Genomic DNA, 23,677 nt, shown 5'->3' on the forward strand with positions numbered 1-23,677 from the left:
TCTTTGTTAATTATTACGCCCCCTTTAACACCCCCACACCCCCCCCCCCGGTTTTGTTTTTAAAATCGGTTTACCCAACACTGTTTCTCACTCACGACGGCCGGCGCGCACTAGGAACGTCATGACCCGCTATGTCCTGCGACGGCTGCTCCAGCTGATCCCGGTGTTCTTCGGCACCACTCTCCTCATCTACGTCCTGGTCTGGGCCGTGCCCGGCGACCCGTTCTCCGGCAAGTGCGGTCAGGCGGCCTGCCCGCCGGCCTACATCGCCCAGATGACCGAGAAGTTCCACCTGGACGACAACCTCTTCGTCCAGTACTTCAAGTACCTCGGGAGCCTGTTCACCGGCGACTGGGGCGAGACCTTCAACGGCACGTCGGTGGGCGAGCTGATCGCCACTTCGTACCCGATCACGCTGCGCCTGGCCGTGATCGCCGTGGTCATCGAGGCCCTCATCGGGCTCACCGCCGGCGTGCTGACCGGCCTGCGCGGCAAGGGTTTCCTCGACAACCTCGTCCTGGTCTCGACCACGTTCCTGATCTCGCTGCCGGTGTTCGTCACGGCGATCGTGCTGCAGCTCGCCCTGGGCAGCAACGGCCTCGGCCTGATCGAGGCCAGCGTGTCGGACGACCCGGGCATCGGCGAGCTCATCGTGCCCGGCATCGCGCTCGGCAGCCTGTCCATGGCCTACGTGGCCCGGCTGGCGAGAACGAGCATCGCGGAAAACCGCCGCGCCGACTACGTCCGGACGGCGATCGCGAAGGGGCAGCCGCAGAGCCGCGTCGTCGGCGTCCACCTGCTGCGCAACTCGGTGATCCCGGTGCTCACCTTCCTCGGCACCGACCTGGGCACGTTGATGGGCGGCGCGATCGTCACCGAAGGCGTGTTCAACATCAACGGCCTGGGCGGGCTCATCTTCCGCGGCATCCAGAACCGGGAGAGCGCGACCGTCGTCGGCGTCGTCGTCCTCCTCGTGCTGGTGTACCTGATGATGAGCCTGATCGTCGACCTGCTCTACGCCGTTCTCGACCCGAGGATCCGCTATGACTGACCCGAACCAGGTGGGCGGCGGCGGTGCCGACGCGGCCGAGCTGTCCCGCGTCGACGACTCCGCCACCGGCCCGCAGAAACCCCGCAGCCTGTGGAGCGACGCGTGGCGCCAGCTGCGGCGCAAGCCGGCCTTCGTCGCGTCGGCCGTGATCATCCTGCTGATCGTGCTGATCGCCGTCGCACCCGGCCTGTTCAGCTCCCGGGAAGCGGGCTTCAGCGATCTCACGCACGCCAACGAAGGCCCGTCCGCGGACGCCTGGTTCGGCTACGACAACCAGGGCCAGGACGTGTACGCCCGCACGATCTACGGCACCCGCGCTTCGGTGCTGGTGGGCGTGTTCGCGACGCTGCTGACCGTCCTCTTCGGATCACTCGTCGGCATCGTCGCCGGCTACTACGGGCGGCTCGTCGACAGCCTCCTGTCGCGCTTCGGCGACATCTTCGCGGGCCTGCCGTTCGTGCTCGGCGCGATCGTCATCCTGACGACGTTCAACGCACCCGGCTCGAGCCCGGGCGCGGTCACGATCATCGTCCAGGTGGTCTGCTCCATCGCCGTGCTGAGCTGGCCGGTGGCCATGCGCATCATGCGCTCGGCGACGCTGGTGGCCAAGCAGCTCGACTACGTGAAGGCCGCCCGCGGCCTCGGGGCGAGCACCCCGCGGATCATCTTCCGCCACCTGCTGCCGAACACGGTCGCGCCGGTGCTGGTGTACGCCACCATCGCGCTCGGCGCGTTCATCGGGGCCGAAGCGACGCTCGCCTACCTCGGCATCGGCGTGCACGCGCCGGTGATCTCGTGGGGCGTGATGATCAGCGACTCGCGGGACTACTTCCGGAATGATCCGCACATGTTGCTGTTCCCCGGCGGCTTCGTCACCCTGACCGTGCTGGCCTTCGTGATGCTGGGTGACGGCATCCGCGACGCGCTCGATCCGAAGTCGAGGTAGCTCCCTTGTCCGACAACGAACTCCTGCTCGAAGTAGAGGATCTGCACGTCGAGTTCCGGACCTCCGACGGCGTGGCCAAGGTGCTCAACGGCGTCGGCTATTCGGTGCACGCCGGCGAGACCCTGGCGGTGCTGGGCGAGTCCGGCTCCGGCAAGAGCGTCACCGCGCAGACGGTGATGGGCATCCTCGACATGCCACCCGGCGTGATCACCGCCGGCGCGGTGCGCTGGCGCGGCGAAGACCTGCTCACCGCGTCCGAGGACCGCCGCCGCGAGGTGCGCGGCAGCGAGGTCGCGATGATCTTCCAGGACGCGCTTTCCGCGCTGAACCCCGTGTTCACCGTGGGCTTCCAGATCGAGGAGCAGCTGCGGGTGCGGCTCGGGATGTCCAAGAAGGACGCCCGCAAGCGCGCGATCGAGCTGCTCGACACCGTCCGCATCCCGGCCGCCGACCGGCGGATCAAGGACTACCCGCACCAGTTCTCCGGCGGCATGCGCCAGCGCGCGATGATCGCGATGTCGCTGGCGCTGGACCCGGACCTGCTCATCGCCGACGAGCCGACCACCGCGCTCGACGTCACCGTGCAGGCCCAGATCATGGACCTGCTCGCCGAGATCCAGGCCGAACGGAAGATGGGGCTGGTGCTCATCACCCACGATCTGGGTGTGGTCGCCGAGGTCGCCGACCGGATCGCGGTGATGTACGCGGGCCGGATCGTCGAACAGGCCGACGTCGTCGAGCTGTTCCGCGCGCCCGCCCACCCCTACACCGCCGCGCTGATGGACTCCCTGCCCCGGCTCGACCTCAAAGGACAGACGCTGGAAACCATCAAGGGCCTGCCGCCGAGCCTGCTCGACATCCCGCCGGGCTGCCCGTTCCACCCGCGGTGCAAGCGAGCCGAAGACCGCTGTTCCGTCGAGGTGCCGCCGCAGCACGGCATCGGGTTCGGCCGGACCAGCGCGTGTCACTTCGCCGAAGAAGTGGTGGTGAACACTCGTGCCTGAACCGATCCTCTCGGTCTCTGACCTGAAGAAGTACTTCCCGGTCCGCACCGGCGTCCTGTTCAAGCGCACGATCGGCCAGGTCAAGGCGGTCGACGGCGTCTCGTTCGACTTGATGCCGGGCGAGACGCTCGGCGTCGTCGGCGAGTCGGGCTGCGGCAAGTCGACGCTCGCCCAGGTGCTGATGCGCCTCGAGGAGCCGACCGGCGGCGCCGCGACGTTCGAGGGCCGCGACATCTTTTCGATGCGCGGCAACGAACTGCGGAAGCTGCGGCGCGAGATCCAGATCGTGCTGCAGGACCCGTACACCTCGCTCAACCCGCGGATGACCGTCGGCGACATCGTCGGCGAGCCGTTCGAGATCCACACCGACGTGGCGCCGAAGGGCTCGCGGGCCAAGAAGGTGCAGGAGCTGCTCGAGGTCGTCGGGCTCAACCCCGAGCACCTCAACCGCTACCCGCACCAGTTCTCCGGCGGTCAGCGCCAGCGCATCGGCATCGCCCGGGCGCTCGCGCTGCGCCCCAAGGTGATCATCTGCGACGAGCCGGTGTCCGCATTGGACGTCTCGATCCAGGCGCAGGTGATGAACCTGCTCGGCGACCTGCAGGGCGAGTTCGGGCTGTCGTACGTGTTCATCGCGCACGACCTTTCCGTGGTGCGGCACCTGTCCAACCGGGTCGCGGTGATGTACCTCGGCAAGATCGTCGAAGTCGGGACGGACGAGGAGATCTACGAACGACCGTCCCACCCGTACACCCAGGCGCTGCTGTCGGCGGTACCGGTGGCGGACCCGTCCGTGCGCGGCCAGCGGCAGATCATCCGGCTCGAAGGCGACGTGCCGAGTCCCCTGGATCCCCCGTCCGGCTGCCGGTTCCGCACGCGCTGCTGGAAAGCGCAGGACCGGTGCGCCACGGAAGTTCCGGAGCTGGTGCCGCGGACCGACGGCCACTTGTCAGCTTGTCACTTCGCGGAGCAGAAGTCGGTTGTTCCGTAACGTACGTTTGGCCGTTGTAACCACAATGTCCGGTCTATACGGTGCAGGAACCGCTTTCCCGAGGAGGAGAATCGTGAAGAGACCCAGGCTTCTCGCGGCGGCCATGGCCGTTCCGCTGTTCGGGGCGCTCTCAGCCGTCGCGGTCCCGGTCGCGGCGGCGCAGCCCGCCCTGGCCGGCCCGGCGACCGAGTTCACCGTGCTCGCCAAGGACACGCAGAGCATCGGCACCGCCCAGCAGGCCATCCGCGCCGCGGGCGGCACCGTGCTGGAGACGAACGCCGCCGTCGGCCTCATCAAGGCCAGTGCCCCGGCCACCGGGTTCACCGAGCGCGTCTCGGCGAACCGGGCCGTGTTCGGCGCGGCCAAGGCCCAGGTCATCGGCTCGCTGCCGAAGAACGGCAAGAAGGCCAAGAACGACAACGCGGAGAAGGAAGGCCGCGGCGCCGCGTCTTCGAAGAAGGCGGCCACGAAGGCCGTGGGGATGGACCCGCTGGACGACCAGCTCTGGGGCCTCAAGTCCGTCCGCTCGGACCTTTCGCGCACCAAGCAGCCGGGCAGCAAGCAGGTCAAGGTCGGCGTCATCGACACCGGCATCGACGGCACGCACCCGGACATCGCGCCGAACTTCGACGCGGCCGACTCGCGCAACTTCACCAAGGACATCCCGTTCGACGTCAACGGCGTCGAGGTCGACGGCCCGTGTGAGTTCCGCGGCTGCGTCGACCCGGCCAACCACGACGACGGCGGCCACGGCACGCACGTCGCCGGCACCATCGCCGCCGCGGCCAACGGCTTCGGCGTCTCCGGCGTCGCGCCGAACGTGACGCTGGTGAACATCCGCGCCGGCCAGGATTCGGGCTACTTCTTCCTGCAGCCGACCGTCGACGCGCTGACCTACGCCGGCGACGCGGGCATCGACGTGGTCAACATGTCGTTCTACACGGACCCGTGGCTGTACAACTGTGCCGCGAACCCGGCCGACTCGGCCGCGGAGCAGGCCGAGCAACGCACGATCATCGAGGCGACCCAGCGCGCGCTGAACTACGCGCACCGCAAGGGCGTCACGATGGTGGTCGCGCTGGGCAACCAGCACACCGACCTCGGCGCGCCGCAGCCGGACACGACGAGCCCGGACTACCCGGCCAACACGACGCACCCGCGTCAGGTCGACAACAGCTCTTGCCTCAACCTCCCGGTCGAGGGCAACCACACGATCGGCGTCGGCGCGTTCGGGCCGTCGCAGGCGAAGGCGGACTACTCGAACTACGGCACCGAGCAGATCTCGGTTTCCGCGCCGGGCGGGTACTTCCGCGACGGTTTCGGCACGCCGTGGTTCCGCACGGTCGAGAACGAGATCCTCTCGACGTACCCGAAGAACGTGGGTGTCGCCGAGGGCAACATCGACGCGGCGGGCAACGTGACGCCGGAGGGTGTCGCGCTGGGCGTCCAGAAGGCGACGGCGGCCGACGGCCGGGTCGGCTACTACCAGTGGCTGCAGGGCACGTCGATGGCGACCCCGCACGCGACCGGCGTCTCGGCGCTGATCGTCTCGCAGTACGGCAAGAAGTCCCACGGCGACTTCGGCTTGGACCCGGACAAGGTCCAGCGCGTGCTCGAGGGCACGGCGTCGGAGATCGCCTGCCCGGTGCCGCGGACGGTGGACTACGTGGACGAAGGCCGCGGGCCGGAGTTCACGGCGACGTGCACGGGTGGCCCGTCGTTCAACGGCTTCTACGGCAACGGCGCGGTCGACGCCTACGCGGCGGTGACCCACGGAACGCAGTACCTGAAGTAGGGGTTCGCGAAACGGCCCACCTCCGCCGGAGGTGGGCCGTTTTCGCGCGGGAGGGGCGCACGGGCGGAGCCCGCCTCCACCACGCGCTCGTGCCGGGTTTCCGCGGCCGGTAAACCTCTCCGGCGCTTCGCGCGTGTAACGCGGGACAGGGGAGGGTTCCGTGAAAGAAGTGTTACCGAGCCGGGGCGAGGTGGTGGGGGCCGCGGTCTGGCTCGGCAAGCGCGGCGTGCCCGTGGACGTCCCGAGCCGGTTCCTGACGACCCGCCTCGGCGTCCGCCAAGGCGCGCGACCGCGGGCGCTGCTCGTTCCGCAGTTCGCGATGCTCCTGGCGGCGCTCGCCGCCTCGGTCGGCTACCAGTGCCTGCAGTACCTGCCCGGCGTGCGCGGTGTGGAGATGACCGAGAGCAAGGTCGTGTACTTCCTCGTCATCGGGCTGCAGGGAGGGACCTGGTTCGCGCTGTGGCGACGAGACCGGCAGGCCTTGGCCCTGCTGGGAGGGCGAGCGCTCGACCGGCCGCGGCCGCCGTGGCGCGAGGTGCTCGATGGCTGGTTCGTCGCGTCGGCCGTGGTGACCTTCGCCGGGGGCGCCGCGCTCGGGGTCACGATGTTCGCCACGACCCCGTACCGGACCTACGCCTGGAGCTGGCTCGGTGTCCTCGCGCTGGGCGCGGTCATGTGCGCGGTGATCACCGCCGGTGTCCTCCGGCGGCCGGTGATCGCCGAAAACGAGGCCACGCTCGCGGTCGACGCCCGTGCTGCGGGCCCAGGACCTGCACCTCGCGCTGCCGTCCGCCTACGCGTGTCCCGTGCTCCTCGATCTGGTGACCACCCACCGGCAGCCACCGGGGTTCGCGCCGTGGCTGGTCGCCTACGCCGCGCTCGCGGTCGTCCTGCAACTCGCCGGTGTACTGGCCGTCCGCCGTCGCCTGCCGGCCCTCCCGGACAGCGGCTACGGAGTCCCGGCGGAGGCTGCCCGATGATCGTGTTGACGGCCGAGGAGCGGGCGGCGGTCAGGTGGCTCGAGGCCCACGGCGTCCGGGTGGCCGAGCCGGACACGGTGCTGACCGCGCGGCTGAGCGTCCGGTGCGGGAAGCCGGCGCCCGAGGCCTTCACCGCCGTCTTCCTCGTCAACGCGGTGCTCTTCACCGTCATCGGCGGCTACCAGTTCCTGCGGCTCCTGCCCGGAGTGGACCGCGGCAGCGACCTGCCCGACGGCGGGATGCTGTCGTTGGGCGCCGCTTCGATGCTGCTGAGAGCGTGGCTCCACGCCCGCGCGGGCGATCGGCGGGCGGCGGTGCAACTGGGAGACCGGCGCCTCGACCGGCCGCGGCCACCGTGGCGGGAGGTCGTGAACGGCTGGTACCTGACGACGCTGCTGATCACCTTCGGCGGGGGCGCCGCCCTGGGAATCGCGCTGGCGGCGACGGGCTCGGTGTGGGCGATCTTCTGGCTCGGCATGCTCGCGCTGGGCGCCGTCGTGGACGCGGTGATCCTGACCGGGGTGCTCCGGCGGCCCGTCCTCGCCGACGACGAAGGTTCGCTGGCCGTCGACGTCGTGACGCGGCTGCAGGACGTCCACCTCGCCTTGCCGTCGGTCTTCGCGGTGCCGGTGGTCGCCGACCTCGCGTTCCAGGACGCGCCGGCTTGGCCGTGGCTGACCGGCTACGTCGTGCTGGCGGTCGTCACGAACGTCATCGCGTGGTTGACCCAGCGTCGCCGGGTGCCTTCGTTGCCCGCGGACGGCCACTACGGGGAGGCAGGATGAGCGCGTCCGAGCACGAAGCGGGTCTGCGGTGGCTGGCGAGCCGCGGCCGGCGCGTGGCGAGGCCGACCCCGTACATCGACGCGCTGCTGGCCACGCGCAACGCCGTCACGATCCACAGCCTGCCGTGGTTCCTGCTGTTCGGCCCGCTCGCGCTCCTCGGCGCGATCGGTCACCTGCAGCTCTTCGGTGCGTCCGTGATCGCACCCGCGTACTTCGCCTGCTTCGCCATCCAGCTGACGACGTCGCTGACCGTCCGATCCCGGCAGCGGCAGCTGGCGAAGCAGACCCACCCGTGGCCCGGCGCGACGGGCGCGCGGCCCGGCGGCTGGTTCCTCGCGTCCGCAGTGCTGGCGTACGGCGGCGGCGTGGCTCTCGCACTGTCGATGCTTTCCACGGCACCGGCCTACGCCGCGGGCTGGCTGACCCTGCTCGGCGTCAGCGCGCTCTGCTCGGTCACGATCCTGGCCGGCTTCCTGCGCGGCCCGGTGCTCGCCCAGGACGAGGCGTCGTTCGCGGTGTACCGGGAGCTGCTGGCGGAGAACCTCCACGGGGCGGCGCCGGCCCTGGCGGCGGTTCCGCCGATCCTGGAGGTCGTCACCGGCCACCGGCTGCCGCCCGGGTACGGGCCGCTGACGATCGCGTACGCCGGCTTGGTCGTGGCGGCCGAGCTGATCGCCTACGTCCGGGGCCGGCACCCGTTGCCGCCCGGCCACTACGGCGACCCGCTGCCCACACCGTCCGATGTGGACTGGTCACCCCCGAAGGCAGTTTGACCCGTTTTCGCCGAATACTTCCGGCATCGGCGTTTTGCCTGGTGAGAGCGTGATCGTTGCGCCATCCGGGCGTTGACAGCGACGGCCTCGATCGGGAAACCTTCGACCCGGGAAATACGGTCGGGGACCCGGATTCCGTTCGAGGGGGACATTCTTCGTGCGCACTGCGCTGAGACGATTTCGTGCTGCCCTGATCATGACGGCGGTCATCGCCGTGACGGCCGGGACGGTCGCCACGCCGGCCGCCGTCGCCGATGACACGCCGCCACCCGACCGGGCGCAGGTCGAGGTTCTGTGGAAGTACGGCGGTCCGGTCACCCGGGCCGACGCCGCCGCGGCCCTCGCCGGTTCCGATGCCGATGTCACCACCTTCCTGACCACGCTGAAGCACCGCGACGCCGTGATCGACCGCGATGTCCACGTCAACCAGCTCATGGCGGCCGGCGGACCGGCGACGAGGAGTGCGGCGCAGCAGGCGCTGGACGCCGGCGCCGACGACGCGCTCGTCAGCTTCCTGCAGTCGGGCTGGCAGGCGCCCTACACCAGTGACCTTCGGGTCCGCGTCGACCAGGTCATGGCCGCCGGCGGCCCGCAGCTGCGCCAGGCGGCGCAGAAGGCACTGGACGCCGGCACCGACGACGCCCTGACCGCGTTCCTGCAGTCCGGGTGGCGCGCTTCCTTCACGACGGACCAGCGGCTGCGGGTCAACCAGGCGATGGCCGCCGGGGGCCCGGAGGTCCAGGCCGTCGCGCAACAGGCGCTCGATGACGGGTCGGTCGACGCCTACAACCGCTTCCTGGACGTCGACCTGCCGGTCGCGCAGGCCAGGGACGCCGAGACGACGGACATCGCCCAGCTCGCCGCGACGGCGACCAACGCGGCGTCGACGGCAGCGACCGAGACGAAGGCGGCACAGGACGCCTCGGACCGCGCGGTCACCGAGGCCGCGGCGGCCCAGGCCGCCGCACAGGCCGCGAAGGACGCGGCAGCGGCGGCGCAGGGGCACTCCCAGCAGGCCACCGACGCCGCTTCCCGCGCCGCCTTCGCCGCCAAGCAGGCCGCCGCGACGGCGCGGGAAGCGATCGGCGCGGCCAATGCGGCGTCTTCGGCGGCGAACACCGCGGCGGCCGCGGCGGCGGGACGGGCCGCGTCCAACGCTTACGACGCCGCGGCTCTCGCGGTCGGCGACCAGAAGAAGGCCGGCGACGCGAAGTTCGCGGCGCAGGTCGCCCGCGACGCCGCCAACGCCGCGTCCACGGCGGCCAACGCGGCGGACTGGGCCAGAACGGCTTCCCAGCAGGCCGGCCTGGCGGGTGACGCCGCCAGGGACGCGGCCACCCAGTCGGTCAACGCCGCCAACGCCGCGACCGAAGCCGCCGACAACGCTGCGGCGGCCGGTGCGGATGCGCGGGAGGCCAAGGCCGCCGCCGCTCGTGCCCGGGCACAGGCGGCCCGGGCCGTCGCCGCCGCCGGCGCCAGCCGCGCTTGGGCGAACCAGGCGGCGGACCAGGCCGGCCAGGCGGCCGCGGCCGCCCGCGCGGCGGGACAGGACGCGACGAACGCCGCGGCCGCCGCCGAAGACGCCGCCGCGCACGCCGGCCAAGCTGCCGATGCGGCCCAGCAGGCCACCAACCACGCGAACGCGGCGACCGCCGCCGCCACGACCGCGATCAACGCCACCAACCAGGCGGCCCGGATCGCCGCGGCGGCCCGGCAGGCGGACGCGGACCGGATCGCCCTGGCGGCGCAGCAGGAGGACGACGCGGCCCGGGACGCCCTGGCGGCCGCGGCGGACCTCCCCGCGAGCCCACGCTGGGATCTGGACCAGGCGGCCACGTGGGACGCCGAGACCACCCGGTTGCTGGCCGAGGCGACCGCGCCCGGCGCGGCGCGGGCGACGGTGGTGACCGATGCGCGGAAGATCGCCCTGACCCTCAGCACCACCGGCGGGCCGTGGACCGAGGCGGCGGCCGGGTCGGCCCTCGCCGGGTCCGACGACGAGGCCGTGTCGTTCGTGGACAGTGGCCTGCTCGCGGCCGCCGGGCAGGACGACCGCGTCGTCCTCGGGGACCTCGTCGCGTCGGGGACCCAGGCCTTCAAGGACGCGGCGGCCACGGTCCTGGCCGGCCCGGACGCCGGGGTCCGCGACTTCCTGCGCGGCCGGGACTACCCGGGACGCGAGCAGGACGACCGGCTCCAGGTCGACCAGGTCATGGCCGCGGCGCGCGCGGGCGGGCAGCTCACGGTCGTCGCCAACGGGCAGAAGGCCCTCGACGCCGGCGGCGACCAGGCGCTCCGGCAGTTCCTCGAGACGGGTCAGTACTCCGCCGCCGACATCGACGCCCACGTCAAGGCGAACCAGATCCTGTCCGCCGCGCAGTCGTCGGGCTCGCGTGAGCTGGCCGCCGCGGCGCAGGCCGCGCTGGACGGGCCGGCCCAGCTGCTGCACCAGTTCCTCACCGTCGGCCAGTACACCGCCGTCCGCCGGGACCAGAACACCGCGGCGCACTACGCGGCGATCGACAGCCTGCTCGCGCAGGCTTCGCGTGCGGCGGCCGACGCGACGCACAACGCCGACGACGCCCAGGCCGCGGCCGCCCGGGCCCACAACGCGGCCCAGCAGGCGGCCGACTACGCCAACCAGGCCGCGGCGGCCGCCAGCCAGGCGGCCGGCTACGCCGACCAGGCCCGGGACGCGGCGGCCCGCGCGGCCACGTCGGCCGCCCAGGCGAAGGAGTCGGCCGACACCGCCGCCCGGGCCGCCTCCTCGGCCGTCGCCTCGGCGGACCGCGCGGCGCGCTCGGCGTTGTCCGCCCAGCACTCGGCGGAGATCGCGGCCGGGTACGCCGACCAGGCGGCCACGTCGGCCCGCACCGCGTTCGACGCCGCCGTGCAGGCGGGGCTCGACGCGCACGCCGCCGACGAGGCCGCGCAGCAGGCGTGGCAGACCGTCGTCACCAAGGCGAACGCCGAACGGCAGAAGGTCATCGACGACCGCACCACGGCGTGCCAGAACCGGCCGCAGCAGGGGATCGTGGTGCTCAGCGCCGCCGACTGCATCCTGCTGGTGACGGGCACGGACGCCGACCGCGACCGCATCTTCGGCAACCTGCAGGCCCTGTGCCGCCGGCTGAACGAGGGCGACGCCGACCTCATCAACCGGTGCCTGGACCCGAACAACCTGTGGGACCCCAACTTCAACCCGCTGCCCGACCCGGCCGCCGCCATGGCCGCCCACACCGTCATCGGCCCGCCCGGGGAAGCGGCCGCGCTGGAAGGGTTCGAAGAGCTGCTCGGCCTCGCCGAGGAAGGTGCGGAAGCCCTTTCGATGGCGGCCGAAGCGAGCAAGCTGGCCGGTGCGGTGAACGAGGCCGCCACCGGCGAGCGGCTGGTCGGTGCGGACGCCCGGCTCGCTCAAGCCGCGCAGGAGGTGGCGGGCCGCGAGCTCGGTGACCACATCGTGCTGGGTTCCCGGTACCACGGCCTGGAGGACCTGACGGCGAAGCTCGGCGGCCGCAACCTGCTGTCCGATCTGGACTGGCGGGAGCAGGTGCAGATCTCGGCCGACCTGCTGAAGCTCGGGGACACCGACATCAAGGTCTCGTTCGCGCTGGACGGGCTGGAGGGGGCGACGCCGGCGGAGATCCTCCACCAGGCCTACCTGGCCGAGATGCGCGGAACCGCGGTCCCGACGCAGTGGGAGCTCACGACGTACAAGTACGCCGGTGTGCTGGACAAGGTCGAGTTCTACCAGAACGGCGTGCGCATCCCGAACCCGTACGGTGGGTAGCGCGTCGATCGGACGGAGAGAGGGAGATCCGGCTTTGCAGACCGTTCCCGGACGGCTGCCGCTCGTCCTGAACCGGAAGTTCCACCTGGCGAAGTACGAGGGCGGCCACGCGCAACTGCTGCTCCGCAGCGGCCGGAGTGGGTATCACGACGGCGAGTACCTGAAGTACGACTCGGTCGCCGACGTGCTGTTCAAGAACGTCGCGGTCCTCGCCGTGGCCGAGAGCTACCACCCGCTGGAGGTGGCGCTGGGCGGGTCCACCGAGTTCGCGGGCCTGCACGCCCTGCTGAACTGCGAGCTCGGCGACCGGAAGCTCTACGTCCTGCGCAGCTCGTTCGGCGGGCCGGTGGGGTACGTGGTCGCCGGCGCGGTCTACTGGACCGACGACCCGGACGGGTCGACCGGCGCCGAGAGCGTGCTGCTCGGCGGGACCGGCCGCGCCCCCGGGGCACCGGTCTTCGCCGCGTGATCGACGCGGCGGGGTACGAGCGGGGTTCCTCGCGGGGGCTCGGGCGTGCGCCGACGAGCTGCACCGGTCGCTCGAAGAAGGCCTCACCGACTGACGTCGGGGGGGTGTCCCTATGTGGTTGTCAAGCCGCGGCGGGAGCTGGTTCGGGGTGGCGGTAGTGGGTGCCGTTGCGGAGCATCGCGTAGAGCACGTCGCAGCGGCGGCGGGCCAGGCAGATCAGCGCGGCGTTGTGCTTCTTCCCCTCGGCCCTCTTCCTGTCGTAGTAGGCCCTGCTGGTCGGGTCGGACAACGCGGCGAACGCGGCCAGGAAGAACGCGCGTTTGAGCTGGCGGTTGCCGGTCCGGGCGGGGTGCTCGCCCTTGATGCTGGTGCCGGAGCTGCGGGTGACCGGGGCGATGCCGGCGTAGGCAGCCAAGTGCCCGGAGGAAGCGAAGTTGGAGGCGTCACCGACCTCGAGCAGGATGCGGGCGGCGGTCCTGACGCCGATGCCGGGCATCGAGGTCAGGACCCCGGCAAGAGGGTGCGCATCAAGTATCCCCTCAACCTGCCCGGCCACCTGCTTGCGCTGCTGGAGAACAGTTTTCAAGCTGTCCGCCAGTCGCGGGAGCACGGTGTCCGCGGCGGCGGTGCCCGGGACGGTGACGGTCTGCTCGCCCAGCGCGGCCATGATCGCCTCGACCAGCCGCTCACCCATGCGCGGTGCGTGGACCTTCGCGATCGCGGTGAGTTTGCGGCGGCCGGCCTGGGCGATCCCCGTCGGCCCGCCGCAGCGCGAGAGGATCTCCAGCACCGCGGGATGGCTGACCTTGGGGCCGATGGCGTGTTCGAGGGCGGGGTGGATGCCGGTGAGCAGACCCCGGATCCGGTTACTGAGACGGGTGGCCTCGCCGGCCAGGTCGTCATCGAACCCGACCAGCACCTCCAACTCGGCCAAGGCCTCGTCACCGACATCGACCGGCCGCAACGTGTGCGGCAGCGACCGGGCCGCGTCGGCGATGACGAACGCGTCCCGCGCGTCGGTCTTGGCGCGGCCGGGGTAGAGGTCGGCGATGCGGCGCATGGCCAGCCCGGGCAGGTAGGCGACCTGGTGCCCGGCCGCGCGGGCGACCGTGACCGGCAGCGCGCCGATGGTGGCCGGTTGGTCGACCACGACCAGCAGCGTTCCGTGCTGGGCGAGTTTGTCGAACAGGGCTCTCAGCTTCGGTTCGGTGTTGGGCAGCGGCCCGTCGTGCAGCCGCTTGCCGTCCGGGTCCAGCCCGACCGCGTGGTGGGCTTCCTTGCCGACGTCCAGGCCGAGAAACACGCTGAAACTGCTGCTCATCCACCATGCCGTTTCGTCCGTCGGATGTGGTCACCGATCAGGCATCGAGCGCCGGCACCCACGTTACGACGAGACCTACCCAGCGGTGGCCGTGTCCCTATCAGCGGTCGGTCGATGCCACCAGACCCGGTGACACCACCCCCCGGATCATGGGTTCGACTGGGGGCGTTAGTCATGCCGGGCCTGGTGACCACAGCTCCTTGATCAGGAACTACGAAAAAGGTAACGGGGGGCCGGCACGCACGCCGGCCCCCGCGACGTCAGCGGTTCGAAGCCTTCTTGACGAACTTCGCGAGATCCTTCGCCTGCTGCACCCGGGTCGGCTCGTGGACGTACATCATGTGGCCGGCCGGGTAGTACGCCGTGTCGATGTTGTCGCGCAGCTCCTCCGGGATCCGCAGGTGGGCCAGCACGTGCTCGGCCGCGAAGTAGGCCGTCGCGCCGTCGTAGTGGCCGAACGCCACGTGGACCTGCAGGTGCGGGTTCGCGCGCATCGCCGCGCTGACCGAATCCACCACCGACACCGAGCGGCCCTCGAAGTCCGAGTACGACCACGCCTTGAACGTGTCCTCGTGGATGAGCTCGTACGGCAGGTCGTTCTCGTACCCCAGCTCGGCCCGCACGTAGTGGTTGAACGACGCCGCGTACGCGCCGATCACCCGGGAGATCGACGGGTCGTCGCTCATGTGCTCGCGGCCGCCGTCCGGCTCCCACGTCGTGAACCGGCCGTCCATCCGCCCGACCGTCAGCCCGCGGTCGCGCAGCAGCTCGGTGAAGAAGCGCACGTGCTCGATCCGCAGGTTCACCCGGTCCACGTAGGACTCGGTGAGCCCGGTGAGCGACGCCAGCGTGGCGACCGCGTCGGCCCGGTCCTGAGTGGACAGCCGCGCGCCGCGCGAAAGCGCCCACGGCAGGTCCTTCGCCGCGAAGTCCTCGGCGTCGGCGAGGACGTCGTCGAGCGGGCGCTCGCCGTGCAGGCCGTGGTAGTGCGCGATCGCCGCGTACGTCGGCACGTACAGCGAGTACGGCAGGTCGTTGCCCTCGGTGAACCGCAGCGTGCCGAGGTCGAGCACCGACGAGATCAGCAGCAGGCCGTTGAGGTAGAGGCCGTGCCGCTCCTGCAGGTGCGCGGCCAGCCCGGCGGCACGCAGCGTGCCGTACGACTCGCCGGCCAGGAACTTCGGCGACAGCCAGCGCTGGTGCCGCGACACCCACAGCCGGATGATCTCGCCGACCGACTCGATGTCGCCCTTGAAGCCGTGGAAGTCCTTGGTCTCGCCGCCTTCGGACGCCCGCGAGTAGCCGGTCGACACCGGGTCGATGAACACCAGGTCGCTGTGCGCCAGCAGCGTCTCCGGGTTGTCGGCCAGCCCGTACGGCGGCGGCACGAGGTCGTCGACGTCGCCCGAGAGCACCCGGCGCGGGCCCAGCAGGCCCATGTGCAGCCAGATGCTCGACGAGCCGGGGCCGCCGTTGAAGGCGAACGTCACCGGCCGCGTGCCCGGATCGGCGTCGTCGAGGGTGTAGGAGGTGATGAACACCTCCGCCTTCGCCTTGTGTCCCTCCGACTTGCCGTCCTTGACGACCTCCTTGCGGAGGACGACCCGGCCCGCCTTCGCCGTGTACGCGAGCTTCTTCCGCTTCACGGTGATGGTGTGCTGGGTCGTGACGATGTCGTCGGTCGGCTCGGCCGGGATCTCCGTCGTCTCCGGAGCCTTCTTCTCGGGGGCCTCTTCGGGGGTCGTGTCCGCCATGGACCCAACCTAGTTGTGGCAGGGTGACTTGGTGCACACCGGGGACTGGCCGACGACGGTCGGAGACGCGCTCGCCGTGCAGGAACGGCTGCGCGGCCGGGTCGACCTCACCGACGACCTCCCGGAGCTGCCGCCGACGGTGACCGGCCTCGCGTACTCCCAGCGCTTCGGCCTCCTCGAGACCCCGCGGCGCACCGACCGGGCGGCGCTGCGATGAGGACGCTCGCCGAGCTCGACGCCGCCGTGGCCGGGTGCCGCGCCTGCCCGCGGCTGGTGACCTGGCGCGAAGGCGTCGCCGGCACGAAGGCGGCGTTCCGCGGCGAGGAGTACTGGGCGCGGCCGGTGCCGGGCTTCGGGCCGCCGGACGCGTCGCTCGCCGTGGTCGGGCTGGCGCCCTCGGCGCACGGCGCGAACCGCACCGGCCGGATGTTCACCGGCGACCCTTCGGGTGACTTCCTCTTCCGGGTGCTCCACGAAGTCGGGCTCGCGTCGCAGCCGACGTCGGATCGGCTGGGCGACGGTCTCGAGCTGTACCGCACGCGGCTCGTGTCGCCGGTGCGCTGCGCGCCGCCGGAGAACAAGCCGACGCCGGCCGAGCGCGACACGTGCCGGCCGTGGCTCGCGGAGGAGCTGACGCTGTTACGTCCGACACTGCGCGCGATCGTCGTGCTCGGCGCGTTCGGCTGGCAGGCGTTGCTGCCCGTGCTCGCCGCGGCCGGCTGGCCGGTGCCGCGGCCGCGTCCGGTGTTCGGGCACGGCGCCGTCCTGGAGCTCGACGACCTGCGCGTTTTCGGCTGTTATCACGTCTCGCCACGCAATGTCCAGACCGGACTGCTGACCCACGCGATGGTGGCGGACGTCTTCCGCGCCGCGAGCTCGGTGACGGCCTCGGACTGAATCGTTACGGAAGGTGCAGCGACGCTGGTCACAGCGAGATGGGGTCCCCTCGCAAGGTCCGTGTGAAGGTGCGACTATTGGCTCATGGCTGCTGCGAAGTCGAAGTCGGAACCGACTCGGATCCTCGTCCTCGGTGGTGGGTACGTCGGGCTCTACACGGCGTACGGCCTCCAGAAGATGCTCCGGGCCAACGAGGCCTCCGTGACCGTCGTTGACCCGCAGCCCCACATGACCTACGCGCCGTTCCTCCCGGAGGCCGCGGCCGGCGCGATCGAGCCCCGGCACGTGGTCGTGCCGCTGCGGCGGGTGCTCAAGCGCTGCCACGTGCTGACCGCGCGCGTCACCAAGATCGAGAACGACAAGAAGTCCGTCACGGTCGAGGCGGCCGACGGCCACGTCGAGCAGCTGGGCTACGACGTCCTGGTCGTCGCGCTCGGCGCCGTCGCCCGCATCCTGCCGATCCCGGGCCTGGTCGAGCAGGGCATCGCCTTCAAGACCATCGGCGAGGCGATCTACCTCCGCAACCACATCATGACCAAGCTCGACGAGGCGGCGAGCACGCTCGACCCCGAGCTGCGCAAGCGCCTGCTGACGTTCACGGTGGTCGGCGGCGGGTTCGCCGGCATCGAGGCGCTGGCCGAGCTCGAGGACATGACCCGGTTCGCGGTCGAGAACTACTACCCGAACATCCAGCCGTCCGACGTCCGCTGGGTGCTCGTCGAGGCCGCCGGCCGGATCCTGCCCGAGGTCCGCGAGACCCTGGGCGTGTACACGGTCGAGCAGCTGGAGAAGCGCGGCATCGAGGTGTACCTGTCGACGGCGGCGAAGTCGTTCGAGAACGGCCACGTCGTGCTCTCGGACGGCACGGAGTTCGACACCGACACGCTCATCTGGACGGCCGGCGTGAAGGCCAACCCGGTGCTGGCCAACTCGGACCTGCCGCTCGACAAGCGCGGCCGCCTCGAGGCGACGGCCGCGATGCAGGTCGTGGGTCACCCGGAGGTGTGGACCGCGGGCGACAACGCGGCGATCCCGGACCTGTCGCGCACGGAAGAGGACCCGACGGCGACGTGCCCGCCGAACGCGCAGCACGCGGTCCGCCAGGCGACGCTGCTGGCGAAGAACATCATCAAGGTGATCCGCGGCGGCAAGCCGAAGGACTACTTCCACAAGAACCTCGGCGCGGTCGCGAGCCTCGGCCTGCACAAGGGCGTGGCCGACGCGCTGAACCTGAAGATCAAGGGCTTCCCGGCGTGGCTCTTCCACCGCGCGTACCACCTCAAGGCGATGCCGACGTGGAACCGCAAGATCCGCATCCTGTTCGACTGGATCCTCGGCGGGCTGTTCCGGCGTGAGGTGATCTCGCTCGGGCAGATCAACAACCCGAAGGACGAGTTCGCGCGCGTCTCGAAGTCCTGACGTTTTCTTTCGAAAGCCCCCGGTCGCTTCGGCGAGTGGGGGCTTTTCGGCGTTTTCGCCGGTTTGGCAGGGAAAATCCGGCTGTGTGCCGGTGAGCGACATGGTCTGGACAACTGGGCCGGTGAGCGGGTAAACCCTTTCTTCACAACGCGGAATAAGTCCGCTCCGGCTCCTCTCCCCACGGTCCCCCTTGGAGCTTTGCCATGTCCTTTTCCCGCACCAAAGCGGCGCTCGTCGCGGCCTTGCCGATCGTGGCCAGTGCCGCCGTCCTCGCCGCCACCCCCTCGACGGCCGCCGCGGCCGGCGGGGCGTTCCCCGCCCACTACGCGGCGCCGTACCTGCAGATCAGCGACGGTGACGCCGGCCAGATGGCCGCCGACCTGAACGCGACCGGCACGAAGTTCTTCACGCTGGCGTTCCTCACCCCGCAGTCCGGCTGCACGCCGGTGTGGGAGGCGAACGGCACCGGCGTCGGCTCGTTCAAGTCGCAGATCAGCGCGCTGCAGGCGGCGGGCGGCAACGTCATCCCGTCGTTCGGCGGCGCCGAAGGCGGTGAGCTGGCCCAGACCTGCACGAACACCGCGAGCCTGACCGCGGCCTACGCCAACGTCGTCAACACGTACGGCACGCCGCGCCTGGACTTCGACATCGAAGGCGGCGTCCTGAACGACACGGCGTCGAACCAGCGCCGCAACTCCGCGCTGGCCGCGCTGCAACAGCAGAACGGCGCGGTCCAGGTCGACTACACGCTGGCGGTCGACCCGACGGGCATCCCGTCGAAGGAGCTCGACCTGCTGCGCGACGCGAAGAACAAGGGCGTCAAGATCAGCGTGGTCAACCTGATGGTGATGGACTTCTACGACGGCCAGCCGGTCCTGGGCGACGCCCTCTCGGCGGCGCGGGCATCGGCGTCCCAGCTGGCCGGCCTGTACGGGATTTCGACGTCGGCGGCGTACGCGATGATGGGCCTGACCCCGATCGCGGGCCGCAACGACGACGGCGCGCAGTTCAGCCAGTCGGACGCGCAGCAACTGGAGACGTTCGCGGCGTCGAACGGCGTCGCGGAGCTGTCGTTCTGGGAGCTCCAGGACTACGACCGCGCGACGGGTTACGCGTACTCGAGGATCTTCAACGCGATCACGGGCGGCGGCACGACAACCCCGCCTACTGGCGGCGGAGGCACGATCACGGGCTACGGCGGCAAGTGCGTCGACGTGGCGGGTGCGTCTTCCGCCAACGGCACGACGGTGGACCTGTACACGTGCAACGGGACGAACGCGCAGCAGTGGACGTCGACGTCGGGAACGTTGCGGGCGTTGGGCAAGTGCCTGGACATCAACGCGGCGGGAGTGGCGAACGGGTCGAAGGTCCAGCTGTACGACTGCAACGGAACGGGCGCGCAGCAGTGGACGGCATCGGGAAGCCAGCTGCTGAACCCGGCATCGGGCAAGTGCCTGGACGCAACGGGCCCGAGCTCGGCGGACGGCACGCCGCTGCAGATCTGGACGTGCACGGGAGCGGCGAACCAGTCGTGGACGCTGCACTAGCGGCCATCACCTAGAGTGTGCGGTGCCCCCGTAGCCCAATCGGCAGAGGCAGTCGACTTAAAATCGATTCAGTGCGGGTTCGAACCCCGTCGGGGGCACGCACAGCATCCATACGTTCTCGGCCGGTTCGCCGGCCGCGACCGGTTGTCACACCGGGGCGGGCACCTGTAGGTGACCGCCCCGACGTAATGAAATCCAGCCGCGGGGTCAGTTGCCCTGGCCGGTGCCGCCGTCGGTGATTGCTCCCGACGCGCAGTTGTACGGGTTCTCGCCGCTTGCCTCGTGCTCGCCCAGCGACAGGACCGGGACGCCGATGCCGTTGAGCGCGTCGCCGATCGGGACCTGGACGCCGAGGACGTTGACGTCGTTGCCGCAGATGCCCGGTGTCACGTTGACGTTGTGCAGCACGTCGGTGTTTTCGAGGTTCACCAGGCCGACCTGGTCGGAGTCGCCCGGGGTGTCGGCGGCGGCGATCCCGCCGGTGAGGAACGCGCCGGCGGCGACGGCGGCGGTGATCAGGCCGATCTTCTTGATCATGGAGATCTCCTCGGGTGAGAACGAAACGGGGATCGACGACGGCGGTGAAAGCGTCGTCGGTGGGAAGGGTGCACGCCGCGGCCGTGATTCACGCGCAGGTCCCCCGATCGTGTCGCGAGAATCCGCGAAATCCAGTGGGTTTGTAGCTATATCGGCTGAATCGACGTCGCACGCTCAACGCGCACCTATTCGACTACGGCGGGGTGGGTTTCCCCTGGTCGAGCGCCGGGTTGTGGACGCTCGCACCGGTCGAATACGCGTCGATGCGGCCCCGGAAGCGGGGTAAGGCAACACCGGTGAACGGCGTGTGATTATGGTGAATGGTCGAATCGGCGTGATTGATCGCCGGTGACGGAAGAACTGGCGAACAGGCGGGATCGAGATCGTGACGAGTGCGACGAGCCGGGGAGGCGACACGGCGAACGCCGGTCGGTTCCTGGTGCGCGCGCTGGTCGTGATCGGCGGCGCCGCCGCGGTCTCCGCGATCGCGTGGCTTTCCGCAACGGCGTCGGCCAGCACCGTCACCTCGGCCACGGACGAGCCGATCGGGTCGAGTGTTTCGGCCGTCGTGACCGCCATCGGCGAGCCGCCCGTTCTTTCGCGGGTAGCCGGCTCCGTTCCCGTGGCACGCGACGTTCCCGTGGCACGCGACGCGGCGACGCCCGCCCTTGCCCGCGTGCGCGACCTGCCCGGAGCAGCCGCGCACACGGTCCCGCTGGCCGACGTGCTCGAAACCAGCGCCACCATCCTCGCCGTGGCCGCGACCGACCTGACCGGACTGGTCTCGCCGGCCGACAGCCCGAGCGACCACATCTCGCCCGCCGGTCCCGATGCCGAGGCGTCGAACGACCTCACGCGCGCACCGGCGATCAGCAGCCCGCAGGAACGACCGGCCGGCCACGCCTCGGCGGCGATCCCGGTCCGCGCGGTCCTGCCCGAAATCGCCGGTCAGCCGGACGTTGACCACCCGTCCGCGCACGGCGTAAGTGGGCCCGTCGGCGGATCGTGGCTGCCTTCCTGCGTGGTTCCGGCCAGTGCCGGACTCACCGCCGGCCACGACCGCGGTTGCGGTGACGCGGTGCAGTTCTCTGAAGCGGAACACGTGCAGCCCTCGCACCGTCGAAATGACGTGCTGCGCCGAGCCGTGACGTCCGTGGAGATCCAGCCCGGCGTCACGCCGGACTGACACACGCCGGCCTTTCCGGCCCGCGAAGTACGCAGGTTCCCCGCTCGCGTCGGGTGTTGTCACAGCGCTCGATCCGATTCCGGGTGAAGCGTGCCTGTTCTCTCATTTCCGTTATTCAGTGAACCATTTAATCCATTGTTTGATCGAAGGAGTATTTGTCATGCGAGTCCAGACGAAGCGCACCCTGCAGGTCGCACTGGTCAGCGGCGGCCTGCTGATGGTGGGGACCGCCAGCGCGTCCGGGGCCGAGACCGTCGACCCCGACGTCTCGGTCTCGCCGCTGGACCAGATCGCCACGAACCCCGGGCTGCACGGCGCCGCGGACGCGATCAACAGCGCGCACCCGGTCCAGACCCTCACCGCGGTGCTGCCCGCCGTCATCCAGCAGCGTCCCGCCGCGGCCACCGAAGCCCCCGCGGGGGTGCTGCACACCGTGCCGGCGCAGCTGCTCCAGCACGTTCCGGCGCCGAGCGCCGAAGTCAGCGACGACCAGCCGGAGCAGGACCTCAACGCGCCGCTGGGCAGTGAGCTGGCGGCCACCGACCTGCCCGTTCTGCCGGTGCTGCCGCTGCGCGGAGACGTCTCCACCCAGCCCCTGAACCCCGGTGCGGGCACCCGGGTCACCGGCCTGCAGAACTCCGGCGCCTCGACCGAGGCGGTCCAGTCGACTTACGACCGGCGTGCTGACCAGCCCGCGGGGACGCTTCCGCTGCTGGGCGGCCTGCTGCCGAGCACCAACGGAGTCCTCCCGACGCAGGCACCCGCGCTGAACGGGCTGCCCGACGTGACCCAGCTGGCCGGGAGCACCCCGCTGACCCACGGCGGGCGCTACAACACCAATGCGGTCACCGCCCCGCTGACCCAGCACGGTCCGGGAAGCCTGATCGAATCGGCGACCGCACTCCTGCACAAGTAGCAGCACACCCACGCTCAGGGCCGGAAGCGCACCCGCCTCCGGCCCTGAGTGCTGTCGACGCCTCTCGCGCCGGGAACAACCGCGAGCCGACCTCGGTAGCGAGAGACGGATCCGCCCGCAGCAGAGCCGCCACCGCCTTCGGCGAACCTTCGATCGTCGAGTCCGTCACCGCCAGTGCCGGGAACGTGTACTTCTCCGCTCCCGGCGTAGTCGCCGGGCCCGCGGTCGCGTCAGGCGTGCACGGTGACCGGGAACTTCGCCGGGCCACGCAGGTTGATCCGGCCGTTCCACTCCAGTTCTCCGGCGAATCCCAGATCGGAGAAGCGCTGAACCAGCCGGCTGATGGCGACCTGGCCTTCGAGACGGGCTGGCGCCGCCCCGAGGCAGTGGTGCGGACCCGCGCCGAACGACACCTGGTGGCGGGCGTTCGGCCGGTCGAGCCGCAGCTCGTCGGCGTCCGGGCCGAAGAAGCGCTCGTCGCGGTTGGCCGAGCCCAGGCAGGCCAGGACGAACGTGCCCGCCGGGATCTCCTGGCCCGCGACCTCGTGCGGCGTGGTCGTGATCCGGCGGGTCTGCTGGACCGGTGAGTCGTAGCGGAGGAACTCCTCCACCGCGTTCGTCGCCAGGTCCGGCTGCGCGCGCAGCAGCCGCAGCTGGGAAGGGTGGCGCAGCAGTGCGTTCACGCCGTTGGCGATCAGGTTGACCGTCGTCTCGTGGCCGGCCACGTAGAGCAGCACCACCTGGGCGACCAGCTCGTCGCCGTCGAGGACCTGGCCGTCGTGCTCGGCCTGGATCAACGCCGTGAGCAGGTCGTCCGCCGGGTGGTCGCGCTTCCACGCGAGCACGTCGCGGGTGATCCCGCTCAGTTCGGCGTCCGCCGCCGTGATCGCGCGGGCGGTCTCCTCGTCGGCGACGATCTCCAGCGAGCGCACCAGGGTTCCGCTCAGCTCGCGGATCCTCGAATGGTCCGTCGGGGGCATGCCGAGCATCTCGGAGATCACCGCGAACGGGAGCGGGAACGCCAGCTCCTCGACCAGGTCCGAGTCGCCCTTCTCGGCCATGCGGTCCAGCGCGGCGTCCACCAGGCCGGCGATCTTCGGCTCCAGCGCGGCGATCGCGCGGCGGGTGAACACCTTCGTCACCAGCGAACGCAGCCGCGTGTGGTCGGGTGGGTCGCGGTCGAGCATCGAGAGGTTCAGCGCACCGGCGTTGCCCTCCTCGCCGAAGTACTCCATCTGCTGCGTCATCGGCGACGGCGCCAGGTTCGCAACTTCCACCGAGAGGCCTGCGCGAAGCAGCGCCGAGACGTCTTCGTAGCGCGAGACGAACCAGAACCCCAGCGGATGCTCCTGCACCGGGTCCTCGTCGCGCAGCATCTTGTACTGCTCGTACGGGTTTTCGAAGAAGCCGGGCGCGAACGGGTTGAACAGCAGTTCGCCGGGCTCGATCACATCGGTCATGGCAACCCCCACATGCACTGTGTCGGTGACATGCACAGTGTATGTCCTATGCTTTG

Annotated in this window: 19 protein-coding genes and 1 tRNA gene; 16 read left to right on the forward strand and 4 right to left on the reverse strand. The window is 70.7% G+C overall.

Translation table 11 applies throughout. From position 1 onward, the window contains the following. Window positions 1-121 precede the first annotated feature (121 nt). From AB0N03_RS38705 to AB0N03_RS38745, 9 genes are all read left to right on the forward strand, one after another. A complete protein-coding gene (locus tag AB0N03_RS38705) occupies window positions 122-1,051 on the forward strand; it encodes an ABC transporter permease (RefSeq protein ID WP_364382996.1) in 930 nt (309 codons plus the stop codon). Next, window positions 1,044-1,997, forward strand: a complete 954-nt coding sequence (locus AB0N03_RS38710) for an ABC transporter permease (protein ID WP_364382999.1) — start codon at window positions 1,044-1,046, stop codon at window positions 1,995-1,997. The genes AB0N03_RS38705 and AB0N03_RS38710 overlap by 8 nt, the downstream gene beginning before the upstream one ends. Before the next feature lie 5 nt (window positions 1,998-2,002). Next, complete coding sequence (locus AB0N03_RS38715) at window positions 2,003-3,001, forward strand: ABC transporter ATP-binding protein (protein WP_364383002.1); 999 nt, start codon at window positions 2,003-2,005, stop codon at window positions 2,999-3,001. Further along, on the forward strand, window positions 2,994-3,992 hold the full coding sequence (locus AB0N03_RS38720) for a dipeptide ABC transporter ATP-binding protein (RefSeq protein ID WP_364383005.1): 999 nt from the start codon (window positions 2,994-2,996) through the stop codon (window positions 3,990-3,992). Before AB0N03_RS38715 ends, AB0N03_RS38720 begins: the two co-directional genes overlap by 8 nt. A 103-nt stretch (window positions 3,993-4,095) precedes the next feature. Next, window positions 4,096-5,787 (forward strand): S8 family serine peptidase, encoded by a 1,692-nt coding sequence (locus AB0N03_RS38725; protein ID WP_364383173.1) that lies wholly within the window; start codon window positions 4,096-4,098, stop codon window positions 5,785-5,787. A 160-nt stretch (window positions 5,788-5,947) separates the two neighbouring features. Beyond that, complete coding sequence (locus AB0N03_RS38730) at window positions 5,948-7,552, forward strand: hypothetical protein (RefSeq protein WP_364383008.1); 1,605 nt, start codon at window positions 5,948-5,950, stop codon at window positions 7,550-7,552. Then, complete coding sequence (locus tag AB0N03_RS38735) at window positions 7,549-8,325, forward strand: hypothetical protein (RefSeq protein ID WP_364383011.1); 777 nt, start codon at window positions 7,549-7,551, stop codon at window positions 8,323-8,325. The genes AB0N03_RS38730 and AB0N03_RS38735 overlap by 4 nt, the downstream gene beginning before the upstream one ends. A 157-nt stretch (window positions 8,326-8,482) precedes the next feature. Continuing rightward, window positions 8,483-12,115: an ALF repeat-containing protein gene (locus AB0N03_RS38740; RefSeq protein WP_364383013.1), complete on the forward strand. Its 3,633-nt coding sequence runs from the start codon at window positions 8,483-8,485 to the stop codon at window positions 12,113-12,115. Between the two features lie 34 nt (window positions 12,116-12,149). Continuing rightward, the gene (locus AB0N03_RS38745; protein WP_364383016.1) at window positions 12,150-12,584 is read left to right on the forward strand and encodes a hypothetical protein; all 435 of its coding nucleotides are present in this window, start codon (window positions 12,150-12,152) and stop codon (window positions 12,582-12,584) included. 121 nt (window positions 12,585-12,705) lie between these two features. Here the strand turns inward: AB0N03_RS38745 and AB0N03_RS38750 are convergent, their stop codons facing one another. Together AB0N03_RS38750 and AB0N03_RS38755 are read right to left on the reverse strand one after the other, a co-directional pair. Further along, window positions 12,706-13,905 carry an IS110 family transposase gene (locus tag AB0N03_RS38750; RefSeq protein WP_364383019.1) on the reverse strand — a complete coding sequence of 400 codons (1,200 nt, stop codon included), beginning with the start codon at window positions 13,903-13,905 and terminating at the stop codon, window positions 12,706-12,708. Between the two features lie 260 nt (window positions 13,906-14,165). Next, entirely contained in the window at window positions 14,166-15,659 is a 1,494-nt protein-coding gene (locus AB0N03_RS38755) for a peptidase S10 (protein ID WP_364383022.1), read from the reverse strand. Window positions 15,660-15,690: 31 nt separating this feature from the next. On the opposite strand from AB0N03_RS38755, the gene AB0N03_RS38760 reads away from it, so the two are divergent. From AB0N03_RS38760 to AB0N03_RS38780, 5 genes are all read left to right on the forward strand, one after another. After that, window positions 15,691-15,876 carry a hypothetical protein gene (locus tag AB0N03_RS38760; protein WP_364383025.1) on the forward strand — a complete coding sequence of 62 codons (186 nt, stop codon included), beginning with the start codon at window positions 15,691-15,693 and terminating at the stop codon, window positions 15,874-15,876. Continuing rightward, window positions 15,873-16,556, forward strand: coding sequence for a uracil-DNA glycosylase (locus tag AB0N03_RS38765; protein ID WP_364383028.1), 684 nt, complete (start codon window positions 15,873-15,875; stop codon window positions 16,554-16,556). The genes AB0N03_RS38760 and AB0N03_RS38765 overlap by 4 nt, the downstream gene beginning before the upstream one ends. Window positions 16,557-16,640: 84 nt before the next feature. After that, a complete protein-coding gene (locus AB0N03_RS38770) occupies window positions 16,641-17,975 on the forward strand; it encodes an NAD(P)/FAD-dependent oxidoreductase (protein ID WP_364383031.1) in 1,335 nt (444 codons plus the stop codon). 203 nt (window positions 17,976-18,178) lie between these two features. Beyond that, window positions 18,179-19,522 carry a ricin-type beta-trefoil lectin domain protein gene (locus AB0N03_RS38775; protein ID WP_364383034.1) on the forward strand — a complete coding sequence of 448 codons (1,344 nt, stop codon included), beginning with the start codon at window positions 18,179-18,181 and terminating at the stop codon, window positions 19,520-19,522. Window positions 19,523-19,546: 24 nt separating this feature from the next. Further along, window positions 19,547-19,620: transfer RNA gene (locus AB0N03_RS38780), tRNA-Leu, on the forward strand. A 109-nt stretch (window positions 19,621-19,729) separates the two neighbouring features. Here AB0N03_RS38780 and AB0N03_RS38785 read toward each other — a convergent pair. After that, a complete protein-coding gene (locus AB0N03_RS38785) occupies window positions 19,730-20,059 on the reverse strand; it encodes a hypothetical protein (protein WP_364383037.1) in 330 nt (109 codons plus the stop codon). 385 nt (window positions 20,060-20,444) lie between these two features. Between AB0N03_RS38785 and AB0N03_RS38790 the strand changes: the two genes are divergently transcribed. Together AB0N03_RS38790 and AB0N03_RS38795 are read left to right on the forward strand one after the other, a co-directional pair. Then, window positions 20,445-21,245, forward strand: a complete 801-nt coding sequence (locus AB0N03_RS38790; protein ID WP_364383040.1) for a hypothetical protein — start codon at window positions 20,445-20,447, stop codon at window positions 21,243-21,245. Window positions 21,246-21,405: 160 nt separating this feature from the next. Further along, window positions 21,406-22,161, forward strand: a complete 756-nt coding sequence (locus AB0N03_RS38795; protein WP_364383043.1) for a hypothetical protein — start codon at window positions 21,406-21,408, stop codon at window positions 22,159-22,161. A gap of 230 nt (window positions 22,162-22,391) precedes the next feature. Here AB0N03_RS38795 and AB0N03_RS38800 read toward each other — a convergent pair whose 3' ends face one another. Beyond that, window positions 22,392-23,621: a cytochrome P450 gene (locus AB0N03_RS38800; protein WP_364383046.1), complete on the reverse strand. Its 1,230-nt coding sequence runs from the start codon at window positions 23,619-23,621 to the stop codon at window positions 22,392-22,394. Between the last annotated feature and the right edge of the window lie 56 nt (window positions 23,622-23,677).

The organism is Amycolatopsis sp. NPDC051061 (assembly GCF_040682935.1).
GTDB lineage: Bacteria > Actinomycetota > Actinomycetes > Mycobacteriales > Pseudonocardiaceae > Amycolatopsis.